The 18,968-nt window shown below is 65.4% G+C and carries 17 protein-coding genes; 6 read left to right on the top strand and 11 right to left on the bottom strand.

The annotated features are described in order from the left end of the window. The first annotated feature begins 103 nt into the window (after nucleotides 1-103). On the top strand, nucleotides 104-364 hold the full coding sequence (locus LFT44_RS00420; RefSeq protein ID WP_236800458.1) for a DUF3072 domain-containing protein: 261 nt from the start codon (nucleotides 104-106) through the stop codon (nucleotides 362-364). Nucleotides 365-510: 146 nt separating this feature from the next. Here the strand turns inward: LFT44_RS00420 and LFT44_RS00415 are convergent, their stop codons facing one another. Next, on the bottom strand, nucleotides 511-714 hold the full coding sequence (locus LFT44_RS00415) for a hypothetical protein (RefSeq protein ID WP_236800457.1): 204 nt from the start codon (nucleotides 712-714) through the stop codon (nucleotides 511-513). A gap of 305 nt (nucleotides 715-1,019) precedes the next feature. Between LFT44_RS00415 and LFT44_RS00410 the strand changes: the two genes are divergently transcribed. Then, the gene (locus LFT44_RS00410) at nucleotides 1,020-2,363 is read left to right on the top strand and encodes a glycosyltransferase 87 family protein (protein WP_442863660.1); all 1,344 of its coding nucleotides are present in this window, start codon (nucleotides 1,020-1,022) and stop codon (nucleotides 2,361-2,363) included. A gap of 28 nt (nucleotides 2,364-2,391) precedes the next feature. Further along, nucleotides 2,392-3,648: a DUF2029 domain-containing protein gene (locus LFT44_RS00405; RefSeq protein WP_236800456.1), complete on the top strand. Its 1,257-nt coding sequence runs from the start codon at nucleotides 2,392-2,394 to the stop codon at nucleotides 3,646-3,648. On the opposite strand, the gene mptB is transcribed toward LFT44_RS00405, so the two are convergent. Beyond that, a complete protein-coding gene (gene mptB / locus LFT44_RS00400; protein WP_236800455.1) occupies nucleotides 3,645-5,276 on the bottom strand; it encodes a polyprenol phosphomannose-dependent alpha 1,6 mannosyltransferase MptB in 1,632 nt (543 codons plus the stop codon). The genes LFT44_RS00405 and mptB overlap by 4 nt on opposite strands. A 170-nt stretch (nucleotides 5,277-5,446) precedes the next feature. Here mptB and LFT44_RS00395 point away from each other — a divergent pair, with 170 nt between their 5' ends. Continuing rightward, nucleotides 5,447-7,030 (top strand): SulP family inorganic anion transporter, encoded by a 1,584-nt coding sequence (locus tag LFT44_RS00395; protein WP_442863758.1) that lies wholly within the window; start codon nucleotides 5,447-5,449, stop codon nucleotides 7,028-7,030. Between the two features lie 74 nt (nucleotides 7,031-7,104). Here LFT44_RS00395 and LFT44_RS00390 read toward each other — a convergent pair whose 3' ends face one another. The 5 genes from LFT44_RS00390 to LFT44_RS00370 all read right to left on the bottom strand — a co-directional run bounded on the left by LFT44_RS00390 (nucleotide 7,105) and on the right by LFT44_RS00370 (nucleotide 11,878). Then, nucleotides 7,105-8,226 carry an NAD(P)/FAD-dependent oxidoreductase gene (locus LFT44_RS00390; protein WP_236800453.1) on the bottom strand — a complete coding sequence of 374 codons (1,122 nt, stop codon included), beginning with the start codon at nucleotides 8,224-8,226 and terminating at the stop codon, nucleotides 7,105-7,107. A 73-nt stretch (nucleotides 8,227-8,299) separates the two neighbouring features. Beyond that, nucleotides 8,300-9,343 carry a Gfo/Idh/MocA family protein gene (locus LFT44_RS00385; protein ID WP_236800452.1) on the bottom strand — a complete coding sequence of 348 codons (1,044 nt, stop codon included), beginning with the start codon at nucleotides 9,341-9,343 and terminating at the stop codon, nucleotides 8,300-8,302. Continuing rightward, a complete protein-coding gene (locus LFT44_RS00380; protein ID WP_272910877.1) occupies nucleotides 9,343-10,119 on the bottom strand; it encodes an amino acid ABC transporter ATP-binding protein in 777 nt (258 codons plus the stop codon). The genes LFT44_RS00385 and LFT44_RS00380 overlap by 1 nt, the downstream gene beginning before the upstream one ends. Then, nucleotides 10,116-10,904, bottom strand: a complete 789-nt coding sequence (locus LFT44_RS00375; RefSeq protein WP_236800451.1) for an amino acid ABC transporter permease — start codon at nucleotides 10,902-10,904, stop codon at nucleotides 10,116-10,118. Before LFT44_RS00375 ends, LFT44_RS00380 begins: the two co-directional genes overlap by 4 nt. Before the next feature lie 110 nt (nucleotides 10,905-11,014). Next, on the bottom strand, nucleotides 11,015-11,878 hold the full coding sequence (locus LFT44_RS00370) for an ABC transporter substrate-binding protein (RefSeq protein WP_236800450.1): 864 nt from the start codon (nucleotides 11,876-11,878) through the stop codon (nucleotides 11,015-11,017). Nucleotides 11,879-12,050: 172 nt separating this feature from the next. Between LFT44_RS00370 and LFT44_RS00365 the strand changes: the two genes are divergently transcribed. After that, entirely contained in the window at nucleotides 12,051-13,154 is a 1,104-nt protein-coding gene (locus tag LFT44_RS00365; RefSeq protein ID WP_236800449.1) for a LacI family DNA-binding transcriptional regulator, read from the top strand. A gap of 33 nt (nucleotides 13,155-13,187) precedes the next feature. On the opposite strand, the gene LFT44_RS00360 is transcribed toward LFT44_RS00365, so the two are convergent. Next, nucleotides 13,188-13,913, bottom strand: coding sequence for a polysaccharide deacetylase family protein (locus tag LFT44_RS00360; RefSeq protein WP_236800448.1), 726 nt, complete (start codon nucleotides 13,911-13,913; stop codon nucleotides 13,188-13,190). A gap of 120 nt (nucleotides 13,914-14,033) precedes the next feature. Beyond that, nucleotides 14,034-15,062 (bottom strand): LacI family DNA-binding transcriptional regulator, encoded by a 1,029-nt coding sequence (locus tag LFT44_RS00355; RefSeq protein ID WP_236800447.1) that lies wholly within the window; start codon nucleotides 15,060-15,062, stop codon nucleotides 14,034-14,036. Between the two features lie 186 nt (nucleotides 15,063-15,248). On the opposite strand from LFT44_RS00355, the gene LFT44_RS00350 reads away from it, so the two are divergent. Then, nucleotides 15,249-16,415 (top strand): endo-1,4-beta-xylanase, encoded by a 1,167-nt coding sequence (locus LFT44_RS00350; protein WP_236800446.1) that lies wholly within the window; start codon nucleotides 15,249-15,251, stop codon nucleotides 16,413-16,415. Between the two features lie 199 nt (nucleotides 16,416-16,614). Here LFT44_RS00350 and LFT44_RS00345 read toward each other — a convergent pair whose 3' ends face one another. Next, a complete protein-coding gene (locus LFT44_RS00345; protein ID WP_236800445.1) occupies nucleotides 16,615-17,823 on the bottom strand; it encodes a mandelate racemase/muconate lactonizing enzyme family protein in 1,209 nt (402 codons plus the stop codon). A gap of 42 nt (nucleotides 17,824-17,865) precedes the next feature. After that, the gene (locus tag LFT44_RS00340; RefSeq protein WP_236800444.1) at nucleotides 17,866-18,909 is read right to left on the bottom strand and encodes a LacI family DNA-binding transcriptional regulator; all 1,044 of its coding nucleotides are present in this window, start codon (nucleotides 18,907-18,909) and stop codon (nucleotides 17,866-17,868) included. Nucleotides 18,910-18,968 lie beyond the last annotated feature (59 nt).

The following is an 18,968-nucleotide window of genomic DNA, read 5'->3' as shown; positions in this document are numbered from 1 at the left end:
GTCCAGTTTGGCTTTCCCTACCAACTCAACGTCTCCAGGATTCAGTTACTTATGCAAACCGGGTTCCTGCGGAATGTCAGCGCGCCCACCTAGACTCGTACCCATGAGCGACAGCAACCAGGAAACAATCGGCAGCCCGGAACCCGAACCCAATGCAGGCCTCAACAGGGACCCGGAAGACTGGGTGACTGGGGACGAACCCATGACGGCGGCACAGCGCAGCTACCTCGACACGCTGGCACGCGAGGCCGGGGAGGAACTGCCTGCAGACATGAGCAAGGCTGAGGCGTCAAAGCACATCGACCGGCTGCAGCAGCACAGCAACCGCGTGGCCGGCAACGGCGGCGACGGGGCCGGCGCCTAGGCCGCCGGAGCCGCAAAACGCTGACGACGGCGGCAGCACAGGACGGTGCCTAAAGACAGGATTGTGCCACAAGCACCTATGCGAAAGGCGGCTGCCCTGCGGCGGCTACCGGAGGTGGGTTGACGAAGGCCTGCTGAAAAGGAGCCTTACCAGGCCTGGCACTCGCGGGTTACGCCGAAGGGAACCGTCTCGCTGAGGTCAACGGTGAACTGGTTCACGCCGTGGCGGATTACCAGGATGCCGTGGCGCTTGCCGCTGAGCGCGTGGGCCTTAGCGGCTGCGACGGCGGCGTCGAGTTCGCTGTCCATGCTTTGGCGGTCGGACACGGTGAGGGTCAGGGGGAAGTTCAATGTCTTGCCTTTATGTCTTTGGGGGCCGGGGTGGGCAGGCGCCGCCCAGCGCTCCCCCTGGCTGCATAGGCGGTGGGCACTTTCGTGCCTCGCACTATGGTGCCCGAGCAGATAAGGGCCAGCAACTTTAGATAAATGACGCAGGTCAGCGGGCTGTCTGCCTTGCTTTGTCTTGACAATTACTGGCCGCAGGCCACCGTCAATTAGAGTTGGACAGGAGTGGAAGCTGATTTTTCCGGCTTCCGGCTGCCCCTGAAACCCCGCCCCGCGGCCTGACCCCGGGCCACATTGTGCCACCGCTGACTGTGCAACGACCTGACAAGGATTCCGCCATTTCCACCGACGCTCTCTTCGGCAATCTGACCAGGATCCGCAACGTCCTCCTCCCCACCCCGGTGCGGAGCGTGCTGAACACCGGGCGCGGCCTGCTGGGCGGCTTCATCGTGGTGCACCTTGTCTTCCTCATCTTCGCAGCGTCGCTCTCCCTGCGTGGCGAGGCGTTCAGCGACACCTTCATTTACCGTGACTGGGCCATGGCGGGGTTCAATGAAGCCAACCTCCGCGGCGGCCCCAGTCCCTGGGTCTACCCCATCCTGGCCCTCATCCCCATGGCCATCGCGGGCATGGCCGGACCCGCACCGTTCTTCTTCCTGTGGGTCCTCATGACCACGGTCCTCAATGGCTGGGCGCTGCTGAAACTCACTGCCCGCGGCCGCAACAGCAGTGCCATCCCCGCGGGCTGGTGGTGGCTGGCCTTCACGTTCCTGATGGGCTGGCTGGGATTCGCCCGCGTTGACGGCCTCACCGCCCCGCTGGTCCTGGTAGCCCTGGCCTACGGCGTCAACCGCCCGTTCATCGCCTCGGTCCTGCTGGCCATCGGCACTTGGGTAAAAGTGTGGCCGGCGGCCATCATGCTGGCCCTCTTCGCCGTCGTAAAGAACCGCCTGCTGGTGGTGCTGGCAGGGATCTCGGTGACGGCCGGCGTCGTGGCGCTGGCAGCCGTGCTGGGCAGCGTTCCCAAGCTGCTGAACTTCCTCACGCAACAAGGTGACCGCGGAATGCAGCTCGAGGCCACCTTCACCACCCCCTGGCTCTGGCTTTCCGTCCTGAACGTGGGCGGCTCCCGCATGTACATGAATACGGACATCAACTCGATGCAGGTGGACGGGCCGGGCACCGCCATCCTGTCCGTCCTCATGCAGCCGCTCCTGGTCCTGGCCGCCGTACTGGTGGCCGGGCTGACCTTCTGGGCCCTGCACAACGGCAAGCAGCACAGGGTGGCCGGCGGTGTGGACCGCACCGAACTGCTCCTGGCCGGCGCGCTGACCCTGGCCACCGCCTTCGTGGTGTTCAACAAGGTGGGCTCCCCGCAGTTCATGGTGTGGCTGGGCCCCGCCGTCGCCGTCGGCCTTGCCCACAACTGGCGGGAATGGCGTGTCCCGGCACTGATGCTGATCGCCATCGCCGTGGCCACGTACTTCATCTACCCCCTCTTCTACGATGCCCTCAGCCACAACAACCCCTGGATGGCGCTGGTGCTGACCATCCGCAACGTCCTGCTGGTGGTGCTGTTCCTGTGGAGCGTCCGGCGCCTTTACTCGCTGGGCAAGAAGACGGCCGCACCTGCCCCCGCGCTCAAGGAGACCTAAGATTTCCACGAGGTTCTTTGACCGCCTGGTGACGGTCCGCACCAAACTGCTCCCGGCAAAAGTGGTGGACTGGTTCGCCCGCCCGTCCAGTGTCTGGTGGGGCTTCGCCGTCGTCCATCTCTATTTCCTGGGCTGGATGGCGTCCTTCTTCCTGAACGGCGATACGTTCAGCGACACCGAGCAGTACCGGCAGTGGGCCATGGACGGCTACAACCCGGCGGACCTGACCGGCAAGATCAGCCCCTGGGTCTATCCGGTGCTGGCGCAGATCCCCATCTTCCTCGCCAATCTTGCCGGGCCCAGTCTCTACCTCCTGGTCTGGTTCCTGATCATCGCGGCGCTCAACGCCGTCGGCCTGCTCTACCTCACCCGGGGCCCTCGGAAAGTGACGGGCGTTGCGCCGGCCTGGTGGTGGCTGTTCTTCACCGTCTTCATGGGCTACCTGAGCTTCGCCCGGGTGGAAGGCATCACGGCCCCGATCGTGCTGATCGCCCTGCTCTACGCCGCCGAACGGCCCGTGGTGGCGGGCCTTCTGCTCAGCATTGCCACGTGGATCAAGGTGTGGCCGGCCGCCGTCCTGGTGCCCATCGTCATCGCAAGCCACAAGCGCCTCCAGGTGGTGCTCGCCGGCGTTGCCGTCACCGCCGCCGTGGGCCTGGGGACGTGGCTGTCCGGCGGGCTCCCGCACATCATGGACTTCCTCCTGAACCAGGGCGAGCGCGGCATGCAGCTCGAGGCAACGTTCTCCACCCCCTGGGTCTGGCTGAGCGTGTTCCATATCGCCGGTTCGAAAATGGCGGACAACACGGCCATCAACTCCACCGAGGTCTACGGGCCGGGAGCCAGTACCGCGGCGTTCCTCATGCAGCCGCTGCTGATCCTCGCCGCCGTCACCGCGGCCATCCTGCTGGTGCGCGCCATGCGCCGCGGCGCGGAGCGTGAGGAACTCTTCCTTGAGGGTTCGCTCATGATGGTCACCGCGTTCATTGTGTTCAACAAGGTGGGCTCGCCGCAGTTCATCATCTGGCTGGCCCCGGTGATCATTGCGGGCCTGACGCACGACTGGGAGCGGTGGAAAGTCCCGGCGGCCCTGCTCATGGGCATCGCCATGACAACCTTCGTGATCTACCCCCTGTTCTACACCCCGCTCATCCACGCCCACCCGGTCATGGCCGCCATCCTCACCACCCGCAACGTGCTCCTGGTGGTGCTGCTGTGGTGGTCGGTGAAGCGGACGGCCGAGCTGGGACGGAAGACTGCAGCGACGGTTCCGGCGGGAGCCTAAGGGGCTTCGCGGCGTTCGACGGCGGCGCTGTCGCCCTGGCGGGCGGCCGCTGCCCGGCGCTGGGCCCGGCGTTCCAGAGCCCACTCCCAGCCCCGCCGGGCCAGGTCCAGCGGCTTGCCTTCGATGAGCAGTTTGCGCGTGTGGACGTCCAAAACCAGCAGGTAGAACGTGAACGCCAGGGCGGTGAAGAACGCCAGGGACGAGGCGTCGACGGGCAGTTCCACGAAGGACCAGACCGAGAGTTGGTCCTGGGCGCCGAACACGACAAAGAACGTCACGCCCACGTACAGCGACCGGATCTGCCAGTCGTCCCGGATCCCGGTGACGGCAAGGAACGGCAGGAACCACAGGATGTACCAGGGCTGGATGATAGGCGAGAGCATCACGACGGCGGTGAACGCCAGGGCCATCCGGCGCACCGCCCGGGAGTAGTCGCCGCGGAACATCAGCAGCAGGACCAGGGCGATGGCGGCCCACTTCATGGCGGTCCGCAGCCACGTGGCCAGCGTCCCGCCGGGCAGTCCCAGCGCGTTGGCGAGCATCTCCACCTGCTGGCCCAGGAAGCCTGACGGTGAGTAGCCGGTGTAGCCGGGGGTGGGATCCATGATGGCCCAGGTCCATCCGATGCCCAGATTGAATGGGATGCCGCTGAGGACCAGGACGCCGAAGCTGATGCCCGCCGTCGCGGCCCACATCAGGAACTTGCGCGGCCAGGTGGCGGAAGGACCGGCCCACATGATGCCGATGAACGGCAGCAGCAGCACGGTAATGGGCTTGATGCCGATGGAGGCGGTGACCAGGAGGATGCCAAGCAGGTAGCGGCGGGTGGCGGCGAGGTACACGCCCGCGACGGCGAGACCCACCATCAGGGCGTCATTGTGGGCGCTGGCGATGAAGCTGATCAGGAAGAGCGGGTTGGCCACGGAGATCCAGAGGGCGCGCGCACCGTTGATGCCGTGCAGTTCGGCCAGTTTGGGCACGTAGATGACGCACAGCAGCACCCCGACGCCGGCCAGCAGCCGGAAGAGCAGGACGGACGCGTCCGGCTGGGCTCCCGTCAGTCCCACCACCGCCCGCGCCAGCCACAGGAAGTAGGGGCCGTAGGGGGTCCGGTTTTCGGCCCAGGCGGGATCGGCGCCCAGGGCGAACCAGTTGTTGAGGGTGGAAATGCCCACCTCGTACGGGTTCTGGCCCTCCATCACCAGCCTGCCTTGGCCCGTGTACGCGTAGACGTCGCGGGAAAAGACCGGCACGCAGAACAGCAGGGGCAGGGACCACGCGGAGATGGCCACCACCACGGAACGCAGGGACGACTGTCCCCAGTCCCCCAGCCGCTGGCCCAGGCGCAGCCACGAGCGCATCAGCAGCATGGCGCCGGCCGTCAGCAGCACAGTGGACACCGCCACCCCCCAGCCTTCGGTGCGGAGCGCGATCACCACAGGCTGGCGGATCATGGGGGAACCGTTGGCGATCCAGCCCGTTCCGATGGAGCCGACGAACATCATGAGGGCGCCGATGAAACCCTCGAGGGTTGCCAGGTAGGCACGACCCTTGGCAGGCATGGAAGCGTCGGCCGAGGTGCCCGGCCTGCTTTCCGATGTCCTGAGGTGCGACCCGCCTGCCGTCATGATTGTGTGGTCCCCTACTTCGTTACGGCACTGCTCGCCCCAGCTTCACAAGGCCGCCCTGCAACCCGGTCATTTTATCAGCCATACTTACTGCCTCTTCAGGGCCCCGGGGTAGTGTTGCATGCGCAGCCGATATCACCGGCGCATTCCCTCCACCCCCATTGTCTTCCATGGCAGGGCGGGACCCGGCGCACCGTGGCGCACAGAAACATTGCACACCGCTCTCCCAGAGCCAAGTCCCCTGGAGCCGCTCCTTGGCCGTCGCTGACCGCACCCGTCCCCTTCGGCAACCGATCACAGTCCTCACCGCCCTGCGTTCCCCGCGGCAGCTCAGCCGCGAGGTCCTGGCGGGGATGGTCACCACGCTCGCACTGGTTCCGGAAGTCATTTCATTTTCGATCGTGGCCGGTGTCGATCCCATGGTGAGCCTTGTCGCCTCCATCGTGCTGGCCCTGGCCATGTCCATCCTGGGCGGACGCCCTGGTGTGGTGACCGCGGCCGCCGGTTCCGTCGCCCTGGTGATCGCTCCGCTGGTCCACGGGCACGGCGTCGAGTACGTCCTGCCCACAGTGCTCCTTGCCGGCGTGATCCAGGTTGTCTTTGGCCTGGCCGGGCTGGCGAGGCTGATGCGGTTCATTCCACGGTCGGTGATGATCGGGTTCGTCAACGCCCTGGGCGTGCTGATCTTCATGGCGCAGGTGCCCCATGTCCTCAACGTCCCCTGGCTCGCCTACGCCCTGTTCGCCCTGACGTTCGCCATCATCTTCATCCTGCCCCGGTTCACCAAGGTGGTCCCGTCGCCCCTGGTGGCCATCGTCGTCGTCACCGCAATCGTCATCATCGCCGGACTGACCGTGCCGAACGTCTCGGACGAAGGCCCGCTCACGGGCAAGCTGCCCGGGTTCACGGCATTCCTTTTTCCGGTAAACCTTGAGACCTTCCAGCTGGTCCTGCCCACGGCGCTGAGCGTGGCCTTCGTCGGACTCATGGAAACCCTCCTCACGGCGAAGCTCGTGGACGACATCACAGAGACCCCTTCGCACAAGGGCCGCGAGTCCTGGGCACTGGGCGTCTCGAACATCCTTGCCGGCTTCTATGGGGGCATCGCCGGCTGCGCCATGATCGGGCAGACCGTCCTCAACGTGAAGACCGGCCAGGCCCGCACCCGCATTTCGACACTCGTGGCCGGGCTGTTCCTGCTGGCACTGGTGACCGGGCTCAGCTCGATCATGGGCCAGATTCCCATGGTGGCCCTTGCCGCGGTGATGATGGTGGTTGCCGTGACCACCGTCGACTGGCACAGCGTGAAGCCGTCCACCCTGAAGCGGATGCCGGTGCCCGAGACGCTGGTCATGGTGGTCACCGTCGCCGTCGTGGTCTTCACGGGGAACCTGGCCTACGGTGTGCTGGTGGGCGTCATCCTGGCGATGGTGCTGTTCGCCCGCCGGGTGGCCCACGTCATCACGGTGGATCGAACCCTGGCGGACGACGGTGGAACCGTCCGCTACGACGTGGTGGGGCCGCTGTTCTTCGGAAGCAGCAATGACCTGGTGGAGCAGTTCGCGTACGCCGACGATCCCGCCTCGGTGACCATCGACCTCAGCAGCGCGCAGATCTGGGACGCCTCAACCGTCGCCGCGCTCGACTCCATCGAAACAAAGTACGCGGACCACGGAGCCACGGTGGCGATCGAAGGCCTCGACGAACGCAGCACCGGCTTCCACCGACGCCTCACGGGACACCTGGGCGCCTGAGCGGAACCTCACCCCCGGCATGCGGAAGAGGCGGGGCTGCAGACTGCCGCCCCGCCTCGTTTTTCCAGGCGTGCCTAGGAGAAGCGGCCGGGCCGGAACGTCGCCAGCATGGGGTGCTTCCTGCCCGTCAGGATCTCACCGGCCAGCAGTTCGCCGGCGATGAGTCCCAAGGTGGCACCGGAGTGCGTAAAGGCGACGAAGCAGCCCGGTACCTGGCCCAGTTCGCCCAGGACCGGCTCGCCGTCGCCCGGGATCGGCTTGTAGCCCATCTTCCAGGAGGCCGGCTTGAGTTCCGGGTTGCCGGCCACCAGCTTGGACGCCTCGTCGGCCAGTTCCTGCACCACGTCGTCCGGAATGGTGAAGGAGCCGTCTGCGTGCTCAGTGATGTGCTCCTCGTACCAGTCGTGGTCCAGGGCGAACGTGCCGCCCGGGTTGGGCCGCAGCGCGGCGCGGGGGGTGTTCATCACGGCGGTGACCTCGTGCTGCACCTGCTTGGTCACCACCAGCATGGAGACGGGCGAACCGTTGGGAATGTGCACACCCAGGGGTTCGACGACGGCGGGCGTCGCTGCGCCGCAGGCCACCAGGACGGCGTCGGCCGGGTACGTCCCGCCCGCCGCGGTTTCCACCCCGGCGGTCCTGCCACCCTCCACCACGACGGAGGCCTTGCCGGCGTTGAGCACCAGCTCGCCGCCGCGGGCGTGGAACTCCTCCATCAGGAAGTCGATCAGGTCCGGCAGGCTCACCCAGCCTTCGCCGGGGTTGAAGATGGCCTTGTCCGTCACGGCGCTGGAATCGACGCCGGGGGTAGCCGAGGCGATCTCCTCCGGGGCAAGCAGCTTCGAGTCATAGCCAATGGACTTCTCGTAGGCATGCCGCGCCTCCGTGGCGTCGGCCTGGCCGGCCGCGTTCCACATGAGGCCGCCGCCGAACTGGAGCCACTCCCGCTTGGGGTCCGAGGCGAAGAGGGTGCGGTAGCGGTCCACGCCGGCAACACGCAGCTGGTGGTACGGGCTGGACCGTTCGCCGGCGGAGTTGAGCCAGGACAGCGAGCGGCCGCTGGCTTCGCTGGCGAGTCCGCGCTCGGTCAGCAGGATCACGGAGGCGCCTTCGCGGAGCAGGTGCACGGCAGTGGAAACGCCCAGGATGCCGCCGCCGATGATCGCGACGCGCTTGGAAGCTGGAGCAGAGGACATTGGTGTCCCTTTCTGTGGAATTCGTGGTTGGGATGGACGCGAACGGTGCGTCAACGGAACAGAGCGCGGGCAGTCAGGCCAGGGCGTGGATGCCCTCGATGACCTTCAGGACTTCGAGCGGACCGGCGGGATCCACCGGCAGCGGTCCGTTCCCGCGAAGGGCGGCGGCCAGCTGCACGTAGAACTGCGGGTAGTCGCCGCGCTCGGCAGGAACGGGACGCGTTGCTCCATCGACCCCCAAGAGCCCCCAACGCTCCTGGGGATCGATGCCATAGGCCGGGTCCGACGGCGGGATCCCCGCTGCGAGGGCAGGTTCCTGCCCGTCGAGTCCCCATTTGGTGTAGGCGGCCTGCGAGCCAAGGATGTGGAAGCGGGCGCCCGCCTGGGCAGCCATGCCGTTCATCCACAGGCGTGAGCGGACGCCGGATGCGTGCAGCAGGGACACGAAAGCCTCAGTGTCGGCTGCGTCCGGATGCGGGCCGCGGTTGGCGGTCTCGCCGTAGCTCTGATCCACCGGGCCGAACAGCTGGATGGCCTGGTCGATCAGGTGGGCGCCCAGGTCGTGGAGGATCCCGCCGCCTTCGGCCAGGGATACCGTGTCCCGCCAATTTCCAAAGCCTTCCGGCCGCCACCATTCGAAACGTGACTCGAAGCTGCTGACCTGGCCCAGCGCTCCGGAGGCCAGGACCTTCCGGAGGGTCAGGAAGTCCGCGTCCCACCGGCGGTTCTGGAACACCGTAAGCCGCACCCCGGCGTCGTCCGCCCTGCTGATCAGCTCCTCCCCCAAGGCGGACGTGGGCACGAAAGGCTTGTCCACCACCACGTGCAGGCCATGGGCAATGGCCGCTGCCGCCAGCCCGAAGTGGGTGTGCGGCGGGGTGCCAAGGATGACCAAATCCAGGTCTGCGGACAGGACAAAGAGCTCCTCCGGAGTTCCGACAATCCGCGCCTGCGGGTAAAGGCGTGCCGCCTCCGCAACCCGTTCCGGCTGCGCCGTCACGATCACGTCAAGCGAGAAATCCTGGTTGGCCGCAATCAGCGGCGCGTGGAACACCTTGCCGGAGATCCCAAAGCCGACGACGGCGGTCCGGATGGGTGCCGCTGCAACAGTGCGCATCAGAGCACCTCGGAGAGGAAGCGTTGGAGGCGTTCGCTGCGGGGGTTGTCGAAAAGTTGGGTGGGAGTTCCTGCTTCGACCACTTCGCCTTCATCCATAAAGACCACCTGGTCTGCGACTTTGCGGGCGAATCCCATTTCGTGGGTGACCACCAGCATGGTCATACCGCGGCGGCCCAGGCCGGCCATGAGGTTCAGGACGCCTTTGACCAGTTCGGGGTCCAGGGCGCTGGTGGCTTCGTCGAAGAGCATGACTTCGGGTTCCATGGCCAGGGCCCGGGCGATGGCGACGCGCTGCTGCTGGCCGCCGGAGAGGTCGCGGGGGCGGTGGTCGGCGCGTTCGGCGAGACCTACCTCGGCAAGGCGCTGGCGGGCTTTGGCCATGGCCTGGGCTTTGGGCATCCCCTTGACGGCCCAGAGTGCCAGGGCCACGTTTTCTTCGGCGGTGTGGTCCGGGAAGAGGTTGAAGTGCTGGAAGACCATGCCGATCCGGGTGCGCAGCGTGTCCGGGTTTTTGCCTAGGGTGCTGTCCCCGGCCAGGAGCACATCGCCGCCTTTGGGCTCGTGGAGCCGGTTGATGCCGCGCAGCAGGGTGGACTTGCCGGAGCCGGAGGGGCCGATGATGCAGGTGGTGGTGCCCGGGGCGACCGTGAGGCTGACGTTTCGCAGGACCTCGATGTCGCCGTAGGCCATGGTCAGGTTGCGCAGTTCCAGGGACGAGCCGTGGAACGTTGGGGCTTCCTGGCCGCTGGTGGTGTCTTTGGTGGGGGTGGTCATGTGTTGCTCCCGGTGGTGAGCGGCGAAGCGGAGGCGAGTTCCTTGACTTCCTTCAGGCCGCTGGTGGGCGGTGCGGGGCGGCGGCGGCCGGTGCGGAACTTGTTGTCGAAGTAGTTGACCAGGTGGGTCAGCGGGACGGTGATCACCAGGTAGAACAGGCCCGCGGCGACCAGGGGTGAGAGGTTGCCGGAGAGCACGGCGGCGTCCTGGCCCACGCGGAACAGTTCGCGTTCGCTGACCAGCAGGCCCAGGAAGTAGACCAGGGAGGAGTCCTTGACGATGGCGATGAACTGGTTCACCAGGGCCGGGAGGACCCGGCGGACGCCCTGCGGGACCACCACCAGGGCCATGGACTTGGCGTAGCTCATGCCCAGGGCGCGGCAGGCCTCGCCCTGGCCCTTGTCCACGCTAAGGATGCCGGCGCGGAAGATTTCGCCGATGTAGGCGCTGGCGATCAGGCTAAGCGCGATGATGCCGAGCGGGTAGGGGGACGGGCCGAAGATCGACTGGCTCAGGCGTGCGAAGCCCTGGCCGATCAGCAGGATGGTCAGGATGGCCGGCAGGCCACGGAACAGGTCGGTGTAGATCCGGGCCGGGATGCGCAGCCACTTGGACGGTGAGATGCCCATGACGGCCACCACCATTCCCAGCACCGTGCCAAGGACGGTGGCGGCAATGGAAATGATCAGCGTGTTCAGCAGGCCGACCGCCAGCAGTTGGGGCAGGACCTCGGCCATAGCGCCGAAGTCAAAGAAAGTTCGGATGATGGTGTTGAACCAGTCCATGATTGCTCTCAGACGTTGATTGGGTGAAGGTGCCGGGCGCGCCGCGGGCTGCAGCCCGCCCGGCAATGTGCTGAAGCCTTGCTGGCTCCGGCGCCTATGTGCTTACTTGCCTACTTGCTCGGCGTGGGCGACGCGGAGGCGCCCTGTTCGGCCTTGGGCAGGTACTGCTCGGGCATCGGGGAGCCCGGGAACCACTTCTGGTAGAGCTTTTTCCAGGTCCCGTCCTCCATCGCAGCTGCCAGTCCCTTGTTCAGGGCTTCCTTGAAAGCGGTCTTGCCCTTGGCCACGGCGAACCCGGCCGGGGCGTCGAAGGACGGAATGTCCGCGGCGCTGACCAGGCCGTGCTGTTCCTCGTAGGCTTTCGCTGCCTCGTAATCCAGGAAGTGCGCATCCACCGTGCCGCTGTTCACTGCGGCAATGGCGGTGTTGTTGTCCGGGAACCGGACCAGGCTGGCAGAGGTGAAGTTCTTCACCGCGTAGGCTTCCTGCAGCGTGCCCTGCACCACACCCAGGCGTTTGCCGGCCAGGCCGTCCACACCGGTGATGCCGGAATTCTTGGTGGTGATCACTGTCAGGTAGCCGGCCAGGTAGCCGTCGGAGAAGTCCACGGTTTCCTTGCGCTTGTCCGTGATGCCGATCGCGGCCACGCCGGCGTCGAACTGCCCGTTGGCAACTGCGGCAAGGAGGCCGGAGAAGTCCTGTCCGGTGAAGACCACGTTGTCCACACCGGCCCGGTGGGCCACATCCTTGAACAGTTCCACGTCGAAGCCGGTGAAGTTCCCGGAAGCGTCGGCGAAGGTGTAGGGCTTGGAGTCGCCCAGGCTGGCAACGCGGACGGTGCCGGGCTGGATCAGGCCGTAGGGGTTGTTTTCCGTAGTCAAAGCTGCGGAGGTGGAGCTGCAGCCGGAAAGTGCCAGTACCGCTGCAAGTGCGGCGGCGGCAAATCCGGCCGGGCGGAGGTTCTTTTTCTTCACAGCGTTGTCCAATCGTTGGGAGGGAGGCGGTGCTGTCAGGGCCGCCGAAGAAAGTCGCCGATGCTCTTGTTGAGTCCGGTCTCACACCCTAGGATTGAGACCGGACTCACATCGATGGATAGAAATGTAGCTGAAGTCACAGGGGCCGTCAACAGCCCCTCGAAAGGTGAAGATGAAGGCTGAAGGAGCACGACGGCGGGACGTCACCGTTGCCGACGTCGCCAAGGCTGCCCAGGTTTCCAAGGCCCAGGCCGCGCGGGCACTAGGGAATTACGGGGCCGTCAGCGAGGATGTCCGCGAACGCGTCCTCGCTGCTGCCGAGGCGCTTGCCTACCGGCCTAATGAGCTTGCCCGCAGCATGAACACCGGGAAGTCACACACCATCGGGGTGGTTGTGGGTGATATCGAAAACCCGCACTTTGGCTTGGCCACGCGGGGAATCACGGACACCGCAAAGAAGGCCGGCTACAACGTCATCCTGGTCAACACGGACGAGGACCGGGCTGCCGAAGTGGATGCGGTCCGGGTCCTGCTGGACAAGCGCGTGGACGGTCTCATCGTCGCTCCTGCGTCATCGGTGGACACCGGACACCTCCAGGAAGTGCACCGGTCGGGACGGCCCTTGGTCTTCATTGACCGCACGGCCGGTGACATGCCGGTGGAGACCATGGCCGTGGACATGGCACGGATTTCCCGGGAAGCCACCCAGTACCTGCTGGATGCGGGGCACCGCCGCATCGCCTTTATTTCAACGCTGACGACAGACGCTCCCTACACGGCCGGGATGGCGCTTGGGTCTTCCCAGATCGCTGACCGCATCGAGGGCATGCGGGAGGCTTACCTTGACTCCGGGCTGGATTTTCCGGAGGACCTGGTCCGGCTGAATGCAGGCGACGAAGACTCCATTCGGAGCATTACGCGTGAGGTGCTGCGGGGGCCGGACCGGGCCACCGCCGTGGTGGCGTCCGACGGTCTGATCGCCCTGAGCGTGGTGGAGGCCATCCAGGAACTGGGCCTGTCCATTCCGGGCGACGTGTCATTCCTGATGTACGACGACTTTGCGTGGACCAGGCTCACAAGCCCGCCCCTGACCGTCATCGCCCAGCCGGTCTACAACATGGGGGTGGCAGCAGCCAAGGCACTGATTCGGCAGATGGAGGGGCTGCCTTCCGCCGCCCCCGCGCAGTTCACGGCCACCCTGGTGCGGCGGGGGTCGGTGGGGCCGTGCCCGGAAAGGTCGGCGAACGAGCCGGAGTTGGAAGCTGTGGATCGTTAGCTCCCGATCCACAGCTTCCTCTTGTTGTTTCAGTCAGCCCCGGCGGGCGGGCTTGTCGAAGCGCCACCCCTCTGACCTGAGTTCGGGAATGATCTGGTCGACGGCGTCGACTGTTTGGCTCCTATCGCCGCCGCCGTCATGCATGAGGACTACCGCCCCGGGGGTGATGCCCTCCCGGAGGCGGCGGACCAGTTCCGGCGTTCCCGGCGGCTCCCAATCTCCGATGGCCAGGCGCCACCCGAGAGGCTGCATCCCCATGTCAGCGGCTACCTCCGGCGTCTGTCCCCAGCTGCCGTAAGGGGCCCGGAAATAGTTGATGGTGGCATTCGGAACGGCCTCGCGGATGACGGCACTTGTCTCTTCCAGGTCCGCCCTGATCGCCTCGGTGCTCCACGTGGACATGTCGTCGTGGTGCATGGTGTGGTTGCAGAGCGTATGCCCGGCGTCAGCTATCTGCCGGACGATTTCAGGGTGCTGCTTCACGTGGTCACCCCAAAGGCAAAAGGTCGCCTTCACGTGGTGCTTCTCCAGCACGGCGAGCAGCTTGGGTGTGTTGACAGGATCGGGGCCGTCGTCGAAGGTCAGGCTCAGGTAATTGCCGTCGTGCCGGGTGGAGTCGACAACGGCCGGCGTTGCCTGGTCCGCAAGGGCAGGAGCCGCAGTTGCAAGCCCCGCCGGAACAGCGGCGGCTGCCGCCAGGGCGATGGCAGCCAGGGGCGGGACAGTCTTTGGCATCAGATCGAGAAGTCGTGGTGGCATCTTCATTGCTACCTCTTCAGGTCACAGGAACTTCCGGAAACTTCCGGAATGCGAACAGCGTAGGGAGCTGTCCGGAGCCACGTCAAGGGTTATTGGGGGAACTGAGCCGAAGAGGAGCAATCACTGCCGGCGTGGCGGCGCCGTGCTCTCCCGTGGGACGAGCCTCGTGGCCAACTCCACGCGTGGACTCTCCACGCCTTCACCCTGCAGCATCCTGAGGATGGTGCGCGCGGCGAGCTTGCCCATTTCTGCCAGCGGTTGCCGCACGGTCGTCAGCGGCGGAGAGGCCCAGCGGGCTTCCGGAAGGTCATCGAAGCCCACCACACTGATGTCTTCCGGCACGCGGAGCCCGTTTTTGCGGACCGCCTCATACACACCCAATGCCATCTGGTCACTCGCAGCGAACACGGCAGAGGGCCGGTCGGCCAATTCAAGGAGCCTGCAGCCAGCGCGGAAACCCGACTCGTAATCGAAGTCCCCCTCCACTACAAGGGCAGGATCAAAGGCAATGTCGGCAGCATCAAGGCCTGCCCTGTAGCCGTCCAGCCGGGCCCGGCTGCACCACAAGCCCGGCACACCGGCCACGAAGCCGATCCGCCGGTGGCCCAGACCGGTGAGATGCTCGGTGGCACCGACAGCCCCCATCCAGTTGGTTGCGCCGATTGTGGGCACCTCCAGGTCAGGGACGCCGGCAGGATCGACCACCACAACGGGCACGTCCAGGCGCTGCAGTTCCGCTTGCAGGAAGGGATCGAGGTCGGTAGTGACGAGTATGGCACCGTCGGTCGCCCTGGCGCTGAGGTTGTCCAGCCATTGCCGCGTGGACGTTGTGCCTGCCCTGCGGTGGATGGCCGACACCACCGTGGATGCCCCGGCTTCATTGGAAGCTTCCTCCACACCACGGATGATTTCAACGGCCCAGGGGCTGTCCAGGTCGTTGAAGACAAGGTCGATAAGGCCCGACCGTACCTCCGGACGAACGCCCCTCCGCTTGTAACCGTGGTCGCGCAACAAGTTTTCCACCCGTTCGCGGGTACGTGGCGAAACGTCTCCACGCCCGTTCAGCACGCGGGAAACGGTGGGTACCGAGACGCCGGCTTCCGCCGCGATCGCGGAAATTGTGACTGCCGGGCGTTGGGTCTCGCGCACGCATTTCCTCCTGCTTTCGCTGCAAGTATAGGCCTTCACAAATACGCGGATCCGAAACTTTCTGCGAAAACCCTTGACGCAGCGCTGGGAAGATTCCTAAGTTACAACGACGCGGTTCCGGAATTTTCCGGAACCGCGGGTCGGCTTCCCCACCCGATCCACTCGTACCTCAAAGGAGAGCTCTCAATGAAGGTTGCCAAGACTCTCGCCGCTGCAGTGCTTGCCTCGGCGTTCGCCCTTCCCACGGCACTACCTGCCCTGGCCGGCGGGAACGACACCCCGCAGCCGCCGGGACTGGCCAAGCAGGACACCCTGCGCTGGGCCGCGCCAAAGGATTTGCGCATCGGTACCGCCGTCGCCGGCGGCGGCCACCACGAGACCATGCCGTACCCCAATCCCTTCACCTTCGACCAGCAGTACCGCAGCGTCCTGGCCTCCGAGTTCAGCTCGGTCTCACCGGAAAACCAGGCAAAGTGGGAATTCATCCACCCGCAGCGGGACCAGTACCGTTTCGCAGAGATGGACGCGATTGTGGAATTCGCCCAACAGCACGGACAGGTGGTCAGGGGCCACACGTTGTTCTGGCACAGCCAAAACCCGGCCTGGCTGGAGCAGGGCAACTTCAGCAAGGAGGAACTCCGGTCCATCCTTAAGGACCACATCACCACTGTTGTTGGCCGGTATGCGGGCAAGATCCAGCAGTGGGACGTCGCCAACGAGATATTGAACGGTGACGGCACATTGCGGACCTCGGACAATATTTGGATCCGCGAACTTGGCCCGGAGATCATCGCCGACGCCTTCCGGTGGGCGCATGAGGCTGATCCCGCCGCCAAACTTTTCTTTAACGATTATGGCGTAGAAAGCATCAACCCGAAAAGCACCGCGTATGTGGCCCTCATCTCCAAGCTCCTCGCAGAGGGCGTGCACGTGGATGGCTTCGCGGTCCAGGGCCACCTCAGCACGCAGTACGGCTTCCCGGGTGACCTGAAGGCGAACCTCCAGCGCTTCGATGACCTCGGCCTGGAGACGGCTGTGACGGAAATCGATGTCCGCATGAACATCGCTGCCGGGACCAAGCCCACGGAGGCGCAGCTGGCAAAGCAGGCAAGCTACTACCAGCAGGCGCTCGAAGCATGCCTCAATGTCGAAGACTGCAAGTCCTTCACAATTTGGGGCTTCAACGACAAGTACTCGTGGGTTCCCGTCTTCTTCAGCGGTCAGGGTGAAGCTACGGTGATGTGGGAGGACTACACGCGCAAGCCCTCGTACTACGCACTGCAGTCCACCCTTCTTCAGGCGAACCCCGGCGGCGGCGCCCGCGACGCCCACCACCCCGCCTACCAGCAGTAGCGATTCCCGGAAGAGCTGGAGCGGTCTGGGAACACCTGTTTCCAGACCGCTCTGCTGTTCCTGTTACCAAGCTTCCGAAGCCGGTGGCGGTAACTCTCGAATCCCTGAAAGGAAACCCCATGGAAACGTTGCAGTCCCTCATTGTCGAGGCCACCACCCGCTCGGAGGTTGATGAGAAGCTCAACGCCTCCTGCAACGGTTATCGATGCCCGCCAATGGCGGGGCCCGCGGCTGCAGTGGCCAGGTTGAAGTAGGAGCGGGCATCCGGCGGGCGGATGTCAGCGACCGCATCAGTGAAGATCCGCATCGGGTGCGGCGTGTACGGATGCTCGGCGATGGCGTCCAAGTCCAATTCGATGCCCAAGCCAACGCCCTCGGGAATGAGAACATCACCCTCGTCCGTCAGTTGGAGGCGCTCATTCGAGATCTCGCTGCGCCAAGGCACGTCCGTCGCCATGATCTCCAGGTAACGGAAGTTGGGCAGGGTGGCCCCCAGTTGCAGGGTCGCCGCAGTACTGAGCGGGCCGCTGGGGTTATGCGGTGCGAACGGAACGTAATGCGCGGCCGCGAGGGAGGAAATGAACGAGAGCTCCAGGAGGCCGCCGGCGTGGGTGACGTCGGGCTGGACGTAGTCAACGGCGTTGCGGGCCAGGGCAGGGATGAAAGTGTTGCGTCCCATCCACCGTTCTCCCGCTGCAATGGGAACGGGGGATTTGCTGCGAACCTCAATAAGCGCATCGATCCCATCAGGCGGGCACGGCTCTTCGAAGAACACCGGCTGGAACTGCTCGATTTCACGCGCCACCCGGATCGCTGTGGGCACATCGAACCGGCCGTGTCCTTCGATGAAGAGTTCAACATCATCACCGACCGCCTCCCGGACAGCGGCGACGGGTTCGAGCATGCGCCGCAGGTCCCGTGGCTCCAGGATGAGGTCGGCCGCCTCGAAGGGGTCCCACTTGAGTCCCCGGAAGCCTTGCGCAACTGTCTGGACGGCCGCCTGGGCAAAATCTTCAGGGGTTTTGGCGCCGGAAAACCAGCCGTTGGCGTAAGCGCGGACCCGGTCACGGACCTGTCCGCCCAGCATGCGGTGGACTGGCACATCCAAGGCGCGGGCTGAGACGTCCCACATCGCCATTTCAAGGGCACTTAGCGCGGTCATCGACACAGGTCCGCCGCGCCAGTACGCGTCGCGGTTTACCTCGTAAATGGTTTGCGTGATTCGAGTCGGATCCTTGCCCCGGACCGCGTCGGCCAGGACCGCCACGGCTCCGCGGACTGCATGTTCCTGGCCCTCAAGGGTGGCCTCCGCTATCCCGGTAAGGCCCTCATCGGTGCGCAGCCGGACGAAGACCAGGTTGGTCCGGTAAAAGTCCACGACCACAGTGTCCAGGTTGGTGATTTTCATATGTCCGCGTCTTTCGTTGGAGGCAGGGCTCAGTGGGTTCAGTCAGGCCGCCGGCGGGGCGGTGGATTCGCGGACGATCACTTGGGTGGCCAGCTCCACGCGGTGGGAATCCAGCACCTCGCCCTGGGCCTGGCGCAGGAGTGACCTCAGTGCGGCCCTGCCCATCTCTTCAAGGGGCTGGGCCACCGAACTCAACGAGGGGACGGACTGCTCGCCCTGGTTCGTGCCGTCAAAACCGATGAGGCTCATGTCCTCCGGAACCCTGATCCCGTGGTGCCGCGCCTCGCTGAGGACACCCAGGGCAATGGAGTCGCTGCCGGCAAAGATGGCCGTTGGGAGGGAGTCCAGCTTCAGCAGCTCTTTGAATCCGCTAACTCCGCCCTCGGTGCGGAAATGGCCTCCGGACACCACGTACTGAGGGTCCACCGCGATGCCTTGCGCCATCAGGGCAGCCATGTACCCATGCAGCCGCGCCTGGTTGCACTCCGAGCCCTCGATTCCGCCGATGTAGGCGATGCGGCGGTGACCGAGTTCCAGCAGGTGTTCGGTGGCCGCCTTGCCGCCCGCCCAGTTGGTTGCGCCAACACTGACCACGTCCGCGGAGGGCGGGTTGAGCGGGTCGATCACCACAACCGGGATCTGGCGCCGGCGGAAGGCATGCAGTTGTGCCTCGCTGAATGCCGAGGTCACCACGATCATCCCCGCCCTGCCCTCTTCGAGCATGCGCTGGGCCCGGCGTTCCGGGGTCTGCCGGCCAGGTGTGGACCTGCCTGTCACACTCACCAGGATTTCGACGTCGGCACCGGCGGCGAACTGCAGGATGCCGTTCAGTACCTGGATGGTGTAGGCGGAATCGAGCACGTCGATCACCACTTCGACCACGGTCCCGCTTTCCGCGGCCGCCCGGCGCTGCACCGGCGACTGGTAACCCGCCTGCTCAAGCACGGCAAGGATCCGCGCCCTGGTTTCAGGTGCTACATCGTCACGGCCATTGACCACCTTGGAGACAGTGGGCGCTGAGACTCCTGCTTGCCTGGCCACGGTTGCGAGCGTGGGTTTGGTCCGCTCCGGCAATTTGGTCGTCATGGGTTCGCAATCTTTCGAAGGTGGGAAGTGCATTCATTCTGAGGAACAGGCACTTCGTC

This window comes from Arthrobacter sp. FW306-05-C (assembly GCF_021801725.1).
GTDB lineage: Bacteria > Actinomycetota > Actinomycetes > Actinomycetales > Micrococcaceae > Arthrobacter.
This window is presented reverse-complemented; position numbering and strand designations above follow the sequence as displayed.